12 protein-coding genes are annotated in these 16286 nt (G+C 71.3%); 9 read left to right on the top strand and 3 right to left on the bottom strand.

Annotated elements, in window-relative coordinates; genetic code table 11:
* Positions 1 to 190 precede the first annotated feature (190 nt).
* Positions 191 to 2704 carry a GTP pyrophosphokinase gene (relA, locus tag GL259_RS08535; protein ID WP_159530736.1) on the top strand — a complete coding sequence of 838 codons (2514 nt, stop codon included), beginning with the start codon at positions 191 to 193 and terminating at the stop codon, positions 2702 to 2704.
* 80 nt (positions 2705 to 2784) lie between these two features.
* On the opposite strand, the gene GL259_RS08530 is transcribed toward relA, so the two are convergent.
* Together GL259_RS08530 and GL259_RS08525 are read right to left on the bottom strand one after the other, a co-directional pair.
* Positions 2785 to 4014, bottom strand: coding sequence for a DUF349 domain-containing protein (locus GL259_RS08530; protein WP_159530734.1), 1230 nt, complete (start codon positions 4012 to 4014; stop codon positions 2785 to 2787).
* Positions 4015 to 4152: 138 nt separating this feature from the next.
* Positions 4153 to 4968 carry a peptidylprolyl isomerase gene (locus tag GL259_RS08525; RefSeq protein WP_159530732.1) on the bottom strand — a complete coding sequence of 272 codons (816 nt, stop codon included), beginning with the start codon at positions 4966 to 4968 and terminating at the stop codon, positions 4153 to 4155.
* 184 nt (positions 4969 to 5152) lie between these two features.
* Here GL259_RS08525 and GL259_RS08520 point away from each other — a divergent pair, with 184 nt between their 5' ends.
* From GL259_RS08520 to rpsD, 5 genes are all read left to right on the top strand, one after another.
* Positions 5153 to 5869: an MBL fold metallo-hydrolase gene (locus GL259_RS08520; protein WP_159530730.1), complete on the top strand. Its 717-nt coding sequence runs from the start codon at positions 5153 to 5155 to the stop codon at positions 5867 to 5869.
* A 12-nt stretch (positions 5870 to 5881) separates the two neighbouring features.
* Positions 5882 to 7144: a histidine--tRNA ligase gene (hisS, locus tag GL259_RS08515; protein ID WP_159530728.1), complete on the top strand. Its 1263-nt coding sequence runs from the start codon at positions 5882 to 5884 to the stop codon at positions 7142 to 7144.
* A 249-nt stretch (positions 7145 to 7393) separates the two neighbouring features.
* Positions 7394 to 8059 (top strand): vitamin K epoxide reductase family protein, encoded by a 666-nt coding sequence (locus GL259_RS08510; RefSeq protein ID WP_166461448.1) that lies wholly within the window; start codon positions 7394 to 7396, stop codon positions 8057 to 8059.
* Positions 8060 to 8100: 41 nt separating this feature from the next.
* A complete protein-coding gene (locus tag GL259_RS08505) occupies positions 8101 to 9456 on the top strand; it encodes a replication-associated recombination protein A (RefSeq protein WP_159530724.1) in 1356 nt (451 codons plus the stop codon).
* Positions 9457 to 9802: 346 nt separating this feature from the next.
* The gene (gene rpsD / locus GL259_RS08500; protein ID WP_094057797.1) at positions 9803 to 10417 is read left to right on the top strand and encodes a 30S ribosomal protein S4; all 615 of its coding nucleotides are present in this window, start codon (positions 9803 to 9805) and stop codon (positions 10415 to 10417) included.
* 21 nt (positions 10418 to 10438) lie between these two features.
* Here the strand turns inward: rpsD and GL259_RS08495 are convergent, their stop codons facing one another.
* Positions 10439 to 12598, bottom strand: coding sequence for an AAA family ATPase (locus GL259_RS08495; protein WP_166461447.1), 2160 nt, complete (start codon positions 12596 to 12598; stop codon positions 10439 to 10441).
* Between the two features lie 164 nt (positions 12599 to 12762).
* Between GL259_RS08495 and GL259_RS08490 the strand changes: the two genes are divergently transcribed.
* Genes GL259_RS08490 through alaS form a run of 3 tightly spaced genes read left to right on the top strand, consistent with a single transcriptional unit; the run spans position 12763 to position 16280 of the window.
* The gene (locus GL259_RS08490) at positions 12763 to 13206 is read left to right on the top strand and encodes a DUF948 domain-containing protein (RefSeq protein ID WP_159538470.1); all 444 of its coding nucleotides are present in this window, start codon (positions 12763 to 12765) and stop codon (positions 13204 to 13206) included.
* Between the two features lie 6 nt (positions 13207 to 13212).
* Complete coding sequence (locus GL259_RS08485; protein ID WP_159530722.1) at positions 13213 to 13608, top strand: hypothetical protein; 396 nt, start codon at positions 13213 to 13215, stop codon at positions 13606 to 13608.
* Positions 13608 to 16280 carry an alanine--tRNA ligase gene (gene alaS / locus GL259_RS08480; RefSeq protein ID WP_159530720.1) on the top strand — a complete coding sequence of 891 codons (2673 nt, stop codon included), beginning with the start codon at positions 13608 to 13610 and terminating at the stop codon, positions 16278 to 16280. Before GL259_RS08485 ends, alaS begins: the two co-directional genes overlap by 1 nt.
* Positions 16281 to 16286: the final 6 nt, after the last annotated feature.

Below are 16286 nucleotides of genomic sequence, written 5' to 3'. Positions count from 1 at the left end.
GGCGGAACGGACCGAGAGGCCCCTTTTCCCCACCACGCGGGCGGACCCGGAGGAATCCGGCGTCCGCCTCGTGCGTTTTCCGGGTAGACGGTCCTCACACCGCTCCGAAGGCGATCGGAAGACGCAGGATCGCTACCATGGGGTCTCCGGAGCCTGACCGGGGGACCCGGATCGCGCACGAGGAGTCCTCTTGCCAGACGAGGCCCAGCACCTGACCGCCGCCAAGCCCGAGTCCGCCTCGGCGGCCGCGGCCAAACCCGCGCCGAGCGCGCCCCAGGCGAAGAACGACACCCGCGGGCCGGTCCAGCACGCCCAGGCCGCCCCCGTCGACAAGCCCGAGCAGCCGCGCCCCAAGCCGTCCCCCGAGCGGGCCCGCCCCAACACCGGCCAGCCCGCCCGCTCCGGCTCCTCCAACCGCGTCCGCGCCCGCCTGGCCCGGCTCGGCGTCCAGCGGGCCAACCCGTACAACCCGGTGCTGGAGCCGCTGCTGCGGATCGTGCGCAGCAACGACCCCAAGATCGAGAACGCCACGCTCCGCCAGATCGAGCGCGCCTACCAGGTCGCCGAGCGCTGGCACCGCGGCCAGAAGCGCAAGAGCGGCGACCCGTACATCACGCACCCGCTCGCCGTCACCACCATCCTCGCCGAGCTCGGCATGGACCCGGCCACGCTGATGGCCGGACTGCTGCACGACACGGTGGAGGACACCGAGTACGGCCTGGAGCAGCTCCGCCGCGACTTCGGCGACACCGTCGCCCTGCTCGTCGACGGCGTCACCAAGCTGGACAAGGTCAAGTTCGGCGAGGCCGCCCAGGCCGAGACCGTGCGCAAGATGGTCGTCGCCATGGCCAAGGACCCCCGGGTCCTGGTCATCAAGCTCGCCGACCGCCTGCACAACATGCGCACCATGCGCTACCTCAAGCGCGAGAAGCAGGAGAAGAAGGCGCGCGAGACCCTGGAGATCTACGCGCCGCTCGCCCACCGCCTGGGCATGAACACCATCAAGTGGGAGCTGGAGGACCTCGCCTTCGCGATCCTGTACCCCAAGATGTACGACGAGATCGTCCGCCTGGTCGCCGAGCGCGCGCCCAAGCGCGACGAGTACCTCGCCGTCGTCACCGACGAGGTGCAGCAGGACCTCAGGGCGGCCCGCATCAAGGCGACCGTCACCGGCCGCCCCAAGCACTACTACAGCGTCTACCAGAAGATGATCGTCCGCGGCCGTGACTTCGCGGAGATCTACGACCTGGTGGGCATCCGCGTCCTCGTGGACACCGTCCGCGACTGCTACGCGGCCCTCGGCACGGTGCACGCGCGGTGGAACCCGGTCCCCGGCCGGTTCAAGGACTACATCGCGATGCCCAAGTTCAACATGTACCAGTCGCTGCACACGACGGTCATCGGCCCCGGCGGCAAGCCGGTCGAACTGCAGATCCGCACGTTCGACATGCACCGCCGCGCCGAGTACGGCATCGCCGCGCACTGGAAGTACAAGCAGGAGGCCGTCGCCGGCGCGTCCAAGATCCGCACGGACGCCCCCAGGTCGTCCGGCAAGGACAAGGACGCCATCAACGACATGGCGTGGCTGCGCCAGCTCCTGGACTGGCAGAAGGAGACCGAGGACCCCGGCGAGTTCCTGGAGTCGCTGCGCTTCGACCTGTCCCGCAACGAGGTCTTCGTCTTCACCCCCAAGGGCGACGTCATAGCGCTCCCCGCGGGTGCCACCCCGGTCGACTTCGCGTACGCGGTCCACACCGAGGTCGGCCACCGCACCATAGGCGCGCGGGTCAACGGCCGCCTCGTCCCGCTCGAGTCCACCCTCGACAACGGCGACCTGGTGGAGGTCTTCACCTCCAAGGCGGCCGGCGCGGGTCCCTCCCGCGACTGGCTCGGCTTCGTCAAGTCGCCGCGCGCCCGCAACAAGATCCGCGCCTGGTTCTCCAAGGAGCGCCGCGACGAGGCCATCGAGCAGGGCAAGGACGCCATCGTCCGCGCGATGCGCAAGCAGAACCTGCCGATCCAGCGCATCCTCACCGGCGACTCACTGGTCACGCTCGCGCACGAGATGCGCTACTCGGACATCTCCGCGCTGTACGCGGCGATCGGCGAGGGCCACGTCTCCGCGCAGAACATCGTGCAGAAGCTGGTCCAGGCCCTCGGCGGCGAGGAGGCGGCCACCGAGGAGATCGACGAGACGGTCCCGTCGGCCCGCGGCCGCGGCCGCAAGCGCCGTGCCAGCTCCGATCCCGGTGTCATCGTCAAGGGCGTCGAGGACGTGTGGGTCAAGCTGGCCCGCTGCTGCACACCGGTCCCCGGCGACCCGATCATCGGCTTCGTGACCCGCGGCAGCGGCGTGTCGGTGCACCGCAGCGACTGCGTGAACGTCGACTCGCTCTCCCGCGAGCCCGAGCGCATCCTCGAGGTCGAGTGGGCGCCCACCCAGTCCTCCGTCTTCCTGGTCGCCATCCAGGTCGAGGCCCTGGACCGCTCCCGGCTGCTGTCGGACGTCACGCGCGTCCTGTCCGACCAGCACGTCAACATCCTCTCCGCAGCCGTCCAGACCTCCCGCGACCGCGTGGCGACCTCCCGCTTCACCTTCGAGATGGGCGACCCCAAGCACCTCGGACACGTCCTGAAGGCCGTACGGGGCGTGGAGGGCGTCTACGACGTCTACCGCGTGACGTCGGCCCGCAACCGGTCGTAGCGGGCGGCTGACACACGCGGGAGGGGCTCCCGTACCCGAGGTACGGGAGCCCCTCCCGCGTGTGAGCGACGTGCGCGACCTCAGCCGCCGAACTCCTGGAGACCCTTCAGCGCCTGGTCCAGCAGGGCCTGGCGGCCCTCCAGCTCCCGCTCCAGCTTCTCCGCCTTGGCGGTGTTGCCCTGCGCCCGGGCCTGCTCGATCTGGCCCTTCAGCTTGTCCACGGCGGCCTGGAGCTGGCCGGTCAGACCCTCGGCACGCGCGCGTGCCTCCGGGTTCGTCCGGCGCCACTCGGCCTCCTCGGCCTCCTGCAGGGCCCGCTCCACGGTGTGCATCCGGCCCTCGACCCTCGGCCGGGCGTCCCGCGGCACGTGGCCGATGGCCTCCCAGCGCTCGTTGATCGCGCGGAACGCGGCCCGCGCGGCCTTCAGGTCCGTGATCGGCAGGAGCTTCTCGGCCTCCCCGGCCAGCTCCTCCTTGAGCTTGAGGTTCTCGGCCTGCTCCGCGTCGCGCTCGGCGAACACCGAGCTGCGGGCGGCGAAGAAGACGTCCTGCGCACCGCGGAAGCGGTTCCACAGGTCCTCCTCGTGCTCGCGCTGCGCGCGACCCGCGGCCTTCCACTCCGACATCAGCTCGCGGTAGCGCGCCGCGGTCGCACCCCAGTCCGTCGAGCCCGACAGCGACTCGGCCTCGGCGACCAGCCGCTCCTTGGTCCGGCGGGCCTCCTCGCGCTGCGCGTCCAACTGCGCGAAGTGCTGCTTGCGCCGCTTGGAGAACACCGAGCGCGCGTGCGAGAACCGGTGCCACAGCTCGTCGTCGGACTTCCGGTCCAGCCGCGGCAGGCCCTTCCAGGTGTCCACCAGGGCCCGCAGCCGCTCGCCGGCGGCCCGCCACTGGTCGGACTGCGCCAGCTCCTCCGCCTCGGTGACCAGCGACTCCTTGGCCTGGCGCGCCTCGTCGGACTGCCGGGCCCGCTGCGCCTTGCGCTCCTCGCGACGCGCCTCCACCAGCTTCACGAGCTTGTCCAGCCGGGCCCTGAGGGCGTCCAGGTCACCGACCGCGTGGTGGGCGTCGACCTGCTCCCGCAGGTGCTCGATCGCGGTCAGCGCGTCCTTGGACGACAGGTCGGTGGTCTTCACTCGCTTCTCGAGGAGGCCGATCTCGACAACCAGGCCCTCGTACTTGCGCTCGAAGTAGGCCAGCGCCTCATCGGGAGAGCCGGCCTGCCAGGAACCGACGACCTTCTCGCCGTCGGCCGTACGCACGTACACGGTCCCCGTCTCGTCGACGCGGCCCCACGGGTCGCTGCTCACAGCGCCTCCTCCACGTGATGCCGTCGAAGGGGCCTCGAAGCTCCCCCGGGCATCGTCCACAGTTTCGTCACGGCCAACATAGGCGACCGACGGGATGCCTGTCCGCATCCCGCGCGACCGAAATTCCGCAGTTGGGGGTCAGGATCCGGTGACGGTCGCCTTGTCGATGACGACCGTCGCGTTGGGCGCCCCGTCGCCCGCCCCGGTGCTCTCGCCGGCGTCGGCGATCTTCTTCAGCACCTTCATGCCGGCCTCCGAGACGGTACCGAACGGGGTGTAGCTGGGCGGGAGCTGGCTGTCCTGGTAGACCAGGAAGAACTGGCTGCCGCCACTGTTCTTCTGCCCGGTGTTGGCCATCGCGACCGTGCCCGCCGGATAGACGTTGTCCTTCAGGGTTTTGTCCTTCAGGTTCTCGTCCGGGATCGTGTAGCCGGGACCACCGGTGCCGGTGCCCGTCGGGTCACCGCACTGCAGCACGTAGATGCCGTTGGTGGTCAGCCGGTGGCACTTGGTGTGGTCGAAGTAGCCCTTCCCGGCGAGGAAGTCGAAGGAGTTGACGGTGTGCGGCGCGGCCGACGCCTTCAGCGCCACGTCTATCGTGCCGCAGGTCGTGTCGAGCTCCAGGGTGTACTTCGCCGACTTGTCGATGGACATCGCCGGCTCCTTCTTCCAGGTCTGCGTCTTGACCTTGCCCGCGGCCGGCTTGTCGCACGGGTCCGGCGCCTTGCTGGGCGCGCTCGGCGTGGCCTCCGCGCTCGCGTTGGCCTGGTCGTCGTCCTGCTCGAGCGCCCCGGTCGTGTACAGCGCGACGCTGCCGATCAGGACCACACCGAGCACGGAAGCGATCACCGAGTTGCGCATCCGCGCCTTGCGCCGCGCCTCGGTGCGCCGCTGCTGCTGCCGCAAGAACTTCTCCCGGGCGAGCTGACGCCGCCGCTGTTCCTGGCTGACCACCGGGTTGTCTCCTCATGCGTCTCGTGTGCCGGCCGGTACGCGTGCGTGCGTGCGGTGAGCCGACCGCCTGCGTGTGCCCCGTACCGTATATGGGTTCGCTGAGGAATCGGCAGCGCCGGTAGGCTCTGACCACGGGCGCAGTCCCGCCGCAAGCCTCCCGTACCGACACAAACGAAGGACGATCGTGCTCATTGCCGGGTTCCCCGCCGGGGCCTGGGGGACGAACTGTTATCTCGTCGCCCCCGCCGCCGGTGAGGAGTGCGTGATCATCGACCCCGGCCACCAGGCCGCTCCCGGAGTGGAGGAGGCGGTCCGCAAGCACCGGCTCAAGCCGGTCGCCGTCATCCTCACCCACGGCCACATCGACCACGTCGCCTCGGTCGTCCCGGTCTGCGGAGCGCACGACGTGCCGGCCTGGATCCACCCCGAGGACCGGTACATGATGAGCGACCCCGAGAAGTCGCTGGGCCGCTCCATCGGGATGCCGCTGATGGGCGAGCTGACCGTGGGGGAGCCGGACGACGTCCGCGAGCTGACCGACGGCGCGAAGCTGGAACTGGCGGGCCTGGAGCTCACCGTCGCGCACGCGCCCGGCCATACCAAGGGGTCGGTGACCTTCGGCCTGCCCGAGGCGGCGGACATCCCGCCGGTGTTCTTCTCGGGCGACCTGCTGTTCGCCGGCTCCATCGGACGCACCGACCTGCCCGGCGGTGACATGGCCGAGATGCTCGACTCGCTGGCCCGCGTGTGCCTGCCGCTCGACGACTCGACCGTGGTGCTGTCCGGCCACGGCCCCCAGACGACCATCGGCCAGGAGCGCGCCACCAACCCGTACCTGCGGCAGGTGGCGGCAGACCGCCAAGGACGCGGCGCCGCCGAGGCTCCCCGACGAGGAATGTGACGAGAGACTTCCGTGAGCACCTTCAAGGCCCCCAAGGGCACGTACGACCTGATCCCGCCGGACAGCGCCAAGTACCTCGCCGTGCGCGAGGCCATCGCCGCCCCGCTGCGGGGCTCCGGCTACGGCTACATCGAGACCCCCGGCTTCGAGAACGTGGAGCTCTTCGCGCGCGGTGTCGGCGAGTCCACCGACATCGTGACCAAGGAGATGTACGCCTTCGAGACCAAGGGCGGCGACCGGCTCGCCCTGCGCCCCGAGGGCACGGCCTCCGTGCTGCGCGCCGCCCTGGAGGCCAACCTGCACAAGGCGGGCAACCTCCCGGTCAAGCTCTGGTACTCCGGCTCGTACTACCGCTACGAGCGCCCCCAGAAGGGCCGCTACCGCCACTTCTCCCAGGTCGGCGCCGAGGCGATCGGCGCGGAGGACCCGGCCCTGGACGCCGAGCTGATCATCCTGGCCGACCAGGCGTACCGCTCGCTGGGCCTGAGCGACTTCCGCATCCTGCTCAACAGCCTCGGCGACAAGGAGTGCCGCCCGGTCTACCGGGCCGCGCTGCAGGACTTCCTGCGCGGCCTGGACCTGGACGAGGACACCCTGCGCCGCGCGGAGATCAACCCGCTGCGCGTGCTGGACGACAAGCGGGAGTCGGTGCAGAAGCAGCTGACCGGAGCCCCCCTGCTGCGCGACTACCTCTGCGACGCCTGCAAGGCGTACCACGAGGAGGTCCGCGAGCTGATCACGGCCGCGGGCGTGGCCTTCGAGGACGACCCCAAGCTGGTGCGCGGCCTGGACTACTACACGCGCACCACCTTCGAGTTCGTCCACGACGGCCTGGGCTCGCAGTCCGCGGTGGGCGGCGGCGGCCGCTACGACGGCCTGTCCGAGATGATCGGCGGCCCCGCGCTGCCGTCCGTCGGCTGGGCGCTCGGCGTCGACCGCACCGTGCTGGCCCTGGAGGCGGAGGGCGTCGAGCTCGAACTGCCCGCCACCACCAGCGTGTTCGCCGTCCCGCTCGGCGAGGAGGCCCGCCGGGTGCTGTTCGCGAAGGTCACCGAGCTGCGCAAGAACGGCGTCGCCGCGGACTTCTCCTACGGCGACAAGGGCCTGAAGGCCGCGATGAAGGCCGCCAACCGCTCGGGCGCCCGCTACGCCCTGGTGCTGGGCGAACGCGACCTCGCCGAGGGCGTCGTCCAGCTCAAGGACATGGAGTCCGGCGAGCAGACGGCGGTCGGGGTGAACGAGATCGTCGCGGAACTGGAGTCACGGCTCGGCTGACACGGCGCGCGAGGCGCCGGACGCCCGGGCGTCCGGCGCCTTCGTCCACTCCCCGCACGCCGGATCACCCTCCCGGGGACGCCGGATGGAGCACGTGTGCGGTCGTGCCGCGCGCGTCGGCCGAAACCGGACGCCCACGGCGAACGTCCGTGTGCCCTTGTGCCCGGCGAACGGCGGATCCACAGCCCCGTGCGGCACAATGGCCCTGCCCGAAGCAGGTCCACACTCTCTAGTGACGGAATCGGCGTGATGAGCAAGACGACAGTCAAGGACGTCGCCATGGAGCCCGAGTCCTCCCCCTCGCCGGAGCGCGCCGCCGCGCCGCGGAAGGAGGGCGCGAGCCGGGCCCTCGCCCTGCTCCTGGTGATCACCGGTGCGGCCGGTGTGCTCGCCGCGTGGGTGATCACGCTCGACAAGTTCAAGCTCCTCGAGGCCAAGGTCAAGGGCGAGACGTTCACGCCCGGGTGCAGCCTCAACCCCGTCGTCTCCTGCGGCAGCGTGATGGAGAGCGACCAGGCCTCCGTCTTCGGGTTCCCCAACCCGATGCTCGGCCTGGTCACCTACGGCATCGTCGTCTGCGTCGGCGTGAGCCTGCTCGCCGGCGCCCGCTTCCCGCGCTGGTACTGGCTCACCTTCAACGCGGGCACGCTCTTCGGCACCGTCTTCTGCGCCTGGCTGACGTTCCAGTCCCTGTACCGGATCAACGCCCTGTGCCTGTGGTGCTGCCTGGCCTGGGTCGCCACGATCGTCATGTTCTGGTACGTGACGTCGTTCAACGTCCGCAAGGGGTTCCTGCCCGCCCCCGGCTGGCTGAAGGGCTTCTTCGGCGAGTTCACCTGGGTCCTGCCGGTCCTGCACATCGGCATCATCGGGATGCTGGTCCTGACCCGCTGGTGGGACTTCTGGACCAGCTGACCGCGCCCCGCGCCGCCGGCGCGGTCCTTTAGGGTTTCAGCGTGGAGCCCGACCTGTTCACCGCCGCAGCAGAAGAACGCCAGGAGAAGGACCCGACCGGCAGCCCCCTGGCGGTCCGGATGCGCCCGCGCACCCTCGACGAGGTGGTGGGCCAGCAGCACCTGCTGAAGCCGGGCTCCCCCCTGCGCAGACTGGTCGGAGAGGGCGCCTCGGGTCCCGCGGGACCCTCCTCGGTGATCCTGTGGGGTCCGCCCGGCACCGGCAAGACGACCCTGGCCTACGTCGTCTCCAAGGCCACCAACAAGCGCTTCGTCGAACTGTCGGCGATCACCGCGGGCGTCAAGGAGGTCCGCGCGGTCATCGACGGCGCCCGCCGCGCCTCGGGCGGGTACGGCCAGGAGACCGTCCTCTTCCTCGACGAGATCCACCGCTTCAGCAAGGCCCAGCAGGACTCCCTGCTCCCGGCGGTGGAGAACCGCTGGGTCACCCTGATCGCCGCGACCACCGAGAACCCGTACTTCTCGGTCATCTCCCCGCTGCTGTCCCGGTCCCTGCTGCTCACCCTCGAACCCCTCACCGACGACGACATCCGGGACCTGCTGAAGCGCGCGCTCACCGACGAGCGGGGCCTGAAGGGCGCCGTCACCCTCCCCGGGGACACCGAGAGCCACCTCCTGCGCATCGCCGGCGGCGACGCCCGCCGCGCGCTGACCGCGCTGGAGGCCGCCGCCGGGGCCGCACTCGACAAGGGCGAGGCGGAGATCGCCCTGACCACCCTGGAGGAGACGGTCGACCGGGCGGCGGTGAAGTACGACCGCGACGGCGACCAGCACTACGACGTCGCCAGCGCCCTGATCAAGTCCATCCGCGGCTCCGACGTGGACGCCGCCCTGCACTACCTGGCCCGCATGATCGAGGCCGGCGAGGACCCCCGCTTCATCGCCCGCCGCCTGATGATCTCCGCCAGCGAGGACATCGGCCTCGCCGACCCGAACGCCCTGCCGATCGCGGTCGCCGCCGCCCAGGCCGTGGCCATGATCGGCTTCCCCGAGGCCGCCCTCACCCTCAGCCACGCCACCATCGCCCTCGCCCTGGCGCCCAAGTCCAACGCGGCCACCACCGCGATCGGCGCCGCCCTCGACGACGTGCGCAAGGGCCTGGCCGGACCCGTGCCGCCGCACCTGCGCGACGGGCACTACAAGGGCGCGGCCAAACTGGGGCACGCCCAGGGGTACGTGTACCCCCACGACCTGCCCGAGGGCATCGCCGAGCAGCAGTACGCCCCGGACGCCCTCAAGGACCGCCAGTACTACGAACCCACCCGGCACGGCGCCGAGGCCCGGTACGCGGACGCCGTGGCGTGGACCAGGAAGCACCTCGGTCGGAAGCGGTCCTGACCACCCTGTAGAATTGCGTGGAGTGCTGCGTCCCGCGTCCGGTCCCCGCGAGGGGAGCCGGCACCACCAGAGCGGGACATCCAGCCGGAGCCCCACCGCCGCGAGGCGGCGGGACCTCCAGGAGCGTCGCGCACCGGCGAACGGTGTCGCGGGCAGCCCACCACCACCCGGGTCCCCGGGAGCGGTCGGTGGGCCACTCGCGTGCTGCACGTATGTGCCCAGATCAGGGGAGCGGCTGCCCGGCAGGTCCTCACGACGGACCCGCGGGGTTTCCCCGGCTGCGGATGCGACCTCCCCTAACCCTGGTGAAGCCGTATTCGCACAGAAAACACGAGGTGTCGGTTCCATGGCGAACCAGTCCCGCCCCAAGGTCAAGAAGTCGCGTGCCCTCGGCATCGCGCTGACCCCGAAGGCCGTCAAGTACTTCGAGGCCCGCCCCTACCCGCCGGGTGAGCACGGCCGCGGCCGCAAGCAGAACTCGGACTACAAGGTCCGTCTGCTCGAGAAGCAGCGTCTGCGCGCGCAGTACGACGTGTCCGAGCGCCAGCTCGTCCGCGCCTACGAGCGTGCCTCCAAGGTCCAGGGCAAGACCGGTGAGGCCCTGATCATCGAGCTGGAGCGCCGCCTCGACGCCCTGGTCCTGCGTTCGGGCATCGCCCGCACGATCTACCAGGCCCGCCAGATGGTCGTGCACGGCCACATCCAGGTCAACGGCAAGAAGGTCGACAAGCCCTCCTTCCGTGTCCGCCCGGACGACGTCGTGCAGGTCCGCGACCGCTCCAAGGAGAAGACCCTCTTCACGATCGCTCGTGAGGGTGGCTTCGCCCCCGACGGTGAGACCCCGCGCTACCTCCAGGTGAACCTCAAGGCCCTGGCGTTCCGCCTGGACCGCGAGCCGAACCGCAAGGAGATCCCGGTGATCTGCGACGAGCAGCTCGTCGTCGAGTACTACGCCCGCTGACCCCAGCAGGCACGCGGTACCTCAGTCCGCCGTCTCCCCGCCCTTCCGGGTGGGCGAGGCGGCGGTCTCGTGTGCGGGGGCATCCGCGGCCGCCCGCCGCACCGGCCCGCGCGGCGCGGGCGCGGCGGCCGGCGCCCCGGGCCGGCGCAGCGCCCGGCGGACGGCCTCGTCCCGGCCGAGCCGCGACCCCGCCCGCCGGCACTCCTCGTACCGCTCGTCGCCGAGGCACTCGCGGGCCCGCGCCTCGCACAGCTCGTGCGGCACGTTGTAGTGGGCCGAGCCGAACAGCGGCAGTCCCACCGACGGCCACATCCGGTCCGCCGCCCCCTGGAGCACCGCCGCCTCGGCCGCTTCCCCCTCCGTCGCCGTGACCAGGGCCAGCAGCTCCAGCGACAGCACGGCACCGAGCAGGTCGCGGAAGGCGTGGGCCCCCTCCAGACAGTCCGTCAGCAGCTCCCGCGCCCCGCCCGGGTCGCCCCCGCTCCAGGCCGCGTACGCCAGGACGTAGAGGGCGTAGGCGCGGGCCCACCGCTCGCCGTGGTCGTCGCAGACCCGGCGCACGTCCTCGCACAGCCGCACCGCCTCCGGCAGATCGCCCCGGAAGGCACGGACCATCGCCAGCTCGACCTGGCCCATCAGGACATTGCTGTTGAGCTCGCCGATCCTCGCGTAGCGCTCCAGCGCCGAGCGCAGCAGCGTCTCCGCGCGCGGCATGTCGTCCGTGACGAGGGCCAGACAGCCGATGCGGTGCTCGGCGTACGCCAGCGCCTTGTCGCTCGCGACCCGCTCCGCCTCCTGCCGGCACTCCTGGAGCGCCGCCAGCGCGGACGCCTTGTCGCCCTGCAGGACCGCCACGTAACCCAGCACCCACAGGGCCTTGAGCCGCGCCTGCTCATGCCCGGAGTCCAGCCGGACCGCCTGCTCCAGCCAGTGCCGCCCCTCCGACAGCCGTCCGCAGCCGACCCAGTAGAACCACAGCGAGCCCGCGAGGAACTGCCCCAGGCACGCCTCCTCCGGCTCGGCCAGAGCCACCTCCAGGGCACGGCGCAGATTCGGCAGCTCCGCCTCCACGCGCGCGGCGATCTCACTCTGCCGCGGCGAGAACCAGTCCAGCTCGCACCAGGTGGCCAGCCCCACGTACCAGTCCCGGTGCCGCCGCCCGACCCGCTCCGCGTCGCCCGTCCCCTCCAGCCACTCGGCACCGTAGGCGCGCAGCGTGTCCAGCATCCGGTAGCGCACACCCGCCGCCGTCTCCTCGCGCGTCAGCACCGACTGCGCGAGCAGCGAGGACAGCACGTCGAGGACGTCGGCGGCGGGCAGACCGTCCCCGCCGCACACGTACTCGGCGGCCTCCAGGTCGAACCGCCCCGCGAACACCGACAGCCGCGCCCACAGCAACCGCTCCTCGGGAGTGCACAGTTCGTGGCTCCAGCCGATCGCCGTGCGCAGCGTGCGGTGCCGGGGCGGCGCGTCCCGGCAGCCGCCGGTCAACAGCCGGAACCGGTCGTCGAGCCGTTCCAGCAGCTGCCCCGGGGACAGCGTCCCCAGCCGCCCCGCGGCCAGCTCGATCGCGAGCGGCAGCCCGTCCAGCCGCCGGCACAGTGCCCGCGTCTCGGGGCCGTCCCCGGCCCGCACCCCGCGCTGCCCGGCGCGCACCTCCAGCAGCGCCACCGCCTCGTCCTCGCCCAGCGGAGACAGCGGGAACAGTGTCTCCCCGGCGACGGACAGGGCCCGCCGCCCCACGGCGAGCACCCGCAGACCCGGCGCCCGGCGCAGCAGTTCGGCCACCAGCGAGGCACAGGCGTCCACCAGGTGCTCGAACCCGTCCAGCACCAGCAGCACCCGGCGCCCGGCGAGATGGGCGAGCAGCGTCTCGCGCGGTGACCGGGTGGTGTGGTCCGTCAGCCCCAGGGCCTCCACGACGGCGTGGTCCACGAACTCCGGGTCCCTGACCGGAGCCAGTTCCACCCGCCACGTCCCGTCCGGGGGCGCGCACCGCGCGGCGGCGCGGGCGGCCAGACGCGACTTGCCGACCCCGCCCGTCCCGGTCACCGTCACCAGCCGGGAGGCGCCGAGCGCCCGGGACAGCCCGGCCAGTTCCGCGGAGCGCCCCACGAAGGGGTCCGGCTCCAGGGGCAGATCGCCGTGTCCCGGCGTGGAAACGTGCCGAAGGTCCCGCATGGGATACGCAGCGTACTGAACCGTATTCACTCCGTACAATCGCTTCGCGCAACTCCACCGGCGCCGGGCGGTAATCCGGTACGGACTCCCATCACCGGCGCGATAGGCTCGGTGACACGACTTTCTCGATGTTCAGGCACGTTTTCAGGGAGCGGGTGCACACAGTGTCCGGTGGAGAGGTGGCCGGAATCCTGGTGGCCGTCTTCTGGGCGATCCTGGTCTCCTTCCTCGCGGTGGCCCTCGCGAGGCTGGCCCAGACGCTCAGGGCGACCACCAAGCTCGTGGCGGACGTCACCGACCAGGCCGTCCCGCTGCTGGCCGACGCCTCCGCGGCGGTGCGCTCCGCGCAGACCCAGATCGAACGGGTCGACGCGATCGCCTCCGACGTGCAGGAGGTCACCTCCAACGCCTCCGCGCTGTCCACCACCGTGGCCTCCACCTTCGGCGGGCCGCTCGTCAAGGTGGCCGCCTTCGGCTACGGCGTGCGCCGGGCCGTCAGCGGCCGCAAGGAGGACGCCGAGGCCAGGACGCCGAGGCGCACCGTGGTCGTGGGCCGCACCGTACCGGGCACCCGGCGGGAGAAGCGCACCCGTGGAAAGAGGGACTGACCCGCCATGTTCCGCCGTACGTTCTGGTTCAGCACCGGCGTCGCCGCCGGCGTGTGGGCCACCACCAAGGTCAACCGCAAGCTCAAGCAGCTGACGCCCGAGAACCTCGCCGTGACCGCGGCGAACAAGGCGATCGAGACCGGCGGCAGGCTCAAGGACCGCGCCGTGGACTTCGCGCTCGAGGTCCGCGACCACATGGCCCGGCGGGAGGCCGAACTGGGCGACGCGCTCGGGCTCAACGCCCCCGTCGACCGCGAACTGCCCCCGCCGCGGCGCTACGCCGTCATCGAGAACCGCAACACCCCTCCGTACGTCGAGGGCCCTGCGCGTGAACCGGCGCACGAGCCGACGTACGAACCGACGCACAAGACGTACCCGTACAACCGGAATGAGGACCACTGATGGAGTCGGCCGAGATCCGCCGCCGCTGGCTGAGCTTCTTCGAGGAGCGCGGGCACACCGTCGTCCCTTCGGCGTCGCTCATCGCGGACGACCCGACTCTGCTGCTCGTCCCGGCCGGCATGGTGCCCTTCAAGCCCTACTTCCTGGGTGAGGTCAAGCCGCCCTTCGAGCGCGCCACCAGCGTGCAGAAGTGCGTGCGCACGCCCGACATCGAAGAGGTCGGCAAGACCACCCGGCACGGCACCTTCTTCCAGATGTGCGGCAACTTCTCCTTCGGCGACTACTTCAAGGAAGGCGCCATCAAGCTCGCCTGGGAGCTGCTCACCAGCCCCCAGGACAAGGGCGGTTACGGCCTCGACCCCGAGCGCCTGTGGATCACCGTCTACAAGGACGACGACGAGGCCGAGCGCATCTGGCACGAGGTCGTCGGCGTGCCGAAGGAGCGCATCCAGCGCCTCGGCATGAAGGACAACTACTGGTCCATGGGCGTCCCCGGCCCCTGCGGCCCCTGCTCCGAGATCAACTACGACCGCGGCCCCGAGTTCGGCGCCGAGGGCGGCCCCGCCGTCAACGACGAGCGGTACGTGGAGATCTGGAACCTCGTCTTCATGCAGTACGAGCGGGGCGAGGGCACCGGCAAGGACAACTTCGAGATCCTCGGGGACCTGCCGAGCAAGAACATCGACACCGGCCTCGGTCTCGAGCGGCTCGCCATGATTCTGCAGGGCGTGCAGAACATGTACGAGATCGACACCTCCATGGCCGTGATCGACAAGGCCACCGAGCTGACCGGCGTCCGCTACGGCGACGCCCACGCCTCGGACGTCTCCCTGCGCGTGGTCACCGACCACATGCGCACCGCCACCATGCTCATCGGCGACGGCGTCACCCCGGGCAACGAGGGCCGCGGCTACGTGCTGCGCCGCATCATGCGCCGCGCCATCCGCAACATGCGCCTGCTCGGCGCCACCGGCCCGGTCGTCAAGGACCTGATCGACGTCGTGATCGGCATGATGGGGCAGCAGTACCCCGAGCTGATCACCGACCGCGAGCGGATCGAGAAGGTCGCCCTCGCCGAGGAGAACGCCTTCCTCAAGACGCTGAAGGCCGGCACCAACATCCTCGACACCGCCGTCAGCGACACCAAGGCCGCCGGCTCCACCGTGCTGCCCGGCGACAAGGCCTTCCTGCTCCACGACACCTGGGGCTTCCCGATCGACCTCACCCTGGAGATGGCCGCCGAGCAGGGGCTGTCCGTGGACGAGGAGGGCTTCCGCCGCCTGATGAAGGAGCAGCGGGAGCGCGCCAAGGCCGACGCCCAGGCCAAGAAGACCGGCCACGCCGACCTCGGCGCCTACCGCGAGATCGCCGACCGGGCCGGTGCCACCGACTTCATCGGCTACACCGACACCGAGGGCGAGTCGACGGTCGTCGGCATCCTCGTCGACGGCGCCTCCTCGCCGGCCGCCACCGAGGGCGACGAGGTCGAGATCGTCCTCGACCGCACCCCGTTCTACGCCGAGGGCGGCGGCCAGATCGGCGACACCGGCCGCATCAAGGTGGACACCGGTGCCGTCATCGAGGTCCGCGACTGCCAGAAGCCGGTCCCCGGCGTCTACGTCCACAAGGGCGTCGTCCAGGTCGGCGAGGTCACCGTCGGAGCCAAGGCCCACGCCTCCATCGACGCCCGCCGCCGCACGGCCATCGCCCGCGCCCACTCGGCCACCCACCTCACCCACCAGGCCCTGCGCGACGCCCTCGGCCCGACGGCCGCCCAGGCCGGTTCCGAGAACCAGCCCGGCCGCTTCCGCTTCGACTTCGGCTCCCCGTCCGCCGTGCCGCAGACGGTCATGCTCGACGTCGAGCAGAAGATCAACGAGGTGCTCGCCCGCGACCTCGACGTGCGCGCCGACGTCATGGGCATCGAGGAGGCCAAGAAGCAGGGCGCCATCGCCGAGTTCGGCGAGAAGTACGGCGAGCGCGTCCGCGTGGTCACCATCGGCGACTTCTCCAAGGAGCTGTGCGGCGGCACCCACGTGCACAACACCGCCCAGCTGGGTCTGGTGAAGCTGCTCGGCGAGTCCTCCATCGGCTCCGGCGTGCGCCGTATCGAGGCCCTGGTCGGCGTGGACGCCTACAACTTCCTCGCCCGCGAGCACACGGTCGTCAACCAGCTCACCGAACTGCTCAAGGGCCGCTCCGAGGAGCTTCCGGAGAAGGTGGCCGGCATGCTGGCCAAGCTGAAGGACGCCGAGAAGGAGATCGAGAAGTTCCGCGCCGAGAAGGTGCTCCAGGCCGCCGCCGGTCTCGCCGAGTCCGCCAAGGACGTCCGCGGCATCGCCGTCGTCACCGGTCAGGTCCCGGACGGCACCACCGCCGACGACCTGCGCAAGCTGGTCCTCGACGTGCGCGGCCGCATCCAGGGCGGACGGGCCGTGGTGGTCGCCCTGTTCACCACGGTCAACGGCAAGCCGCTCACGGTCATCGCCACCAACGAGGCCGCCCGCGAGCGCGGCCTGAAGGCCGGTGACCTGGTGCGCGCCGCCGCCAAGACCCTCGGCGGCGGCGGTGGCGGCAAGCCGGACGTCGCCCAGGGCGGCGGCCAGAACCCCGCCGCCATCGGCGAGGCCGTCGACGCCGTCGAGCGGCTCGTCGCCGACACCGCGAAGTAGGGCCGG

Source organism: Streptomyces sp. Tu 3180, assembly GCF_009852415.1.
Lineage (GTDB): Bacteria > Actinomycetota > Actinomycetes > Streptomycetales > Streptomycetaceae > Streptomyces.
The sequence above is the reverse complement of the archived record's forward strand: the minus strand, read 5'-3'. Positions and strand labels throughout refer to the sequence as shown.